Origin of the sequence: Massilia sp. CT11-108 (genome assembly GCF_047302915.1) — a bacterium.
GTDB lineage: Bacteria > Pseudomonadota > Gammaproteobacteria > Burkholderiales > Burkholderiaceae_D > Telluria > Telluria orientalis.
In genome coordinates this window covers 1-1,157 of the sequence record NZ_JBKYMO010000948.1, presented here as the reverse complement: position 1 = coordinate 1,157, position 1,157 = coordinate 1, and the positions used below count along the sequence as shown (strand labels likewise).

Here is a 1,157-nt window from a genome sequence, read left to right as displayed (position 1 = left end):
GTGCTCGACCGCCTGCGCACGCTGGCGCGGCCGCCCGCCGTGATCGCGCTGACCGCATATGCCGACGTGCCGCTCGCGGTCGAAGCGCTGAAGCGCGGCGCCGTCGACTTCATCACCAAACCATGGGACAACGCACGCCTCGCCGCCGCCGTCGATGCCGCGCTGGCGCGCCGCGCGGCCGCGAACGTGCCCGGTGCGTCGGCCCTGATGGGAGACTCCGCGCCGATGCGCGAGGTGAAGGCGATGATCGCCGGTGTCGCGCCCACCGAAGCGAACGTGATGGTGCTGGGCGAGAACGGCGTCGGCAAGGAGCTCGTTGCGCGCGCCGTCCACCAGGCGTCGCGCCGCGCCGCCGGGACGTTCCTCGCCGTGGACATGGGCGCGCTGCCCGAGGCGACGTTCGAGAGCGAGTTGTTCGGCCACCGCAAGGGCGCGTTCACCGACGCGAAGAGCGACCGCGCCGGCCGCTTCCAGGCCGCGCGCGGCGGCACGCTGTTCCTCGACGAGATCGGCAACATGCCGCTGCCCGCGCAGGCCAGGCTGCTGACGGCGCTCGAGCGGCGCGAGGTGACGCCGATCGGCGCCGACCGCTCCGAACCGGTCGACGTGCGCATCGTCAGCGCAACCAACCTGGCGGAAGACCGCCTGTTCGATCCGGCCGTGTTCCGCGCCGACCTGCTGTTCCGCCTGAACACCATCGTGATCCGCGTGCCGCCCCTGCGCGCCCGGCGCGACGACATTCCCGCGCTGCTGCACCACTACCTGTCGCTGTACGAGGGCCAGTACCAGCGGCCCGTGCGCGAGCTGGCGCCGGCCGCGCTGGACCGCCTGTGCGCGTGGGACTGGCCGGGCAACGTGCGCGCGCTGCGCCATGCGTGCGAGCGCGCCGTGATCCTGGGCGGCGGGGCAGACTACCGCTACGAGGATTTCGGCCTCGCACCGGCCGCGCCGCCTGCGCCCAACCACGTGGAGTACAAACTCGGCGCGCTCGAACGCGACACCATTGCCGCCGCGCTGAACCAGGCCAGGGGCAACATCAGCCTCGCCGCGCGCATGCTGGGCGTCAGCCGTGCCGCGTTGTACCGCAAGCTGGGCAAGCATGGCATCTGAAGCGCGCGCGAAGATGGCCGCGCTGCTGACGGCGGCCGGCCTCGCGG

The 1,157-nt window shown here is 73.0% G+C and carries 1 protein-coding gene; it reads left to right on the top strand.

Going from position 1 to position 1,157, the window contains the following annotated elements; genetic code table 11:
• A partial coding sequence (locus ACEN88_RS32265; RefSeq protein WP_413346296.1) for a sigma-54-dependent transcriptional regulator occupies positions 1 to 1,110 on the top strand: 1,110 nt, incomplete at its 5' end.
• Positions 1,111 to 1,157: the final 47 nt, after the last annotated feature.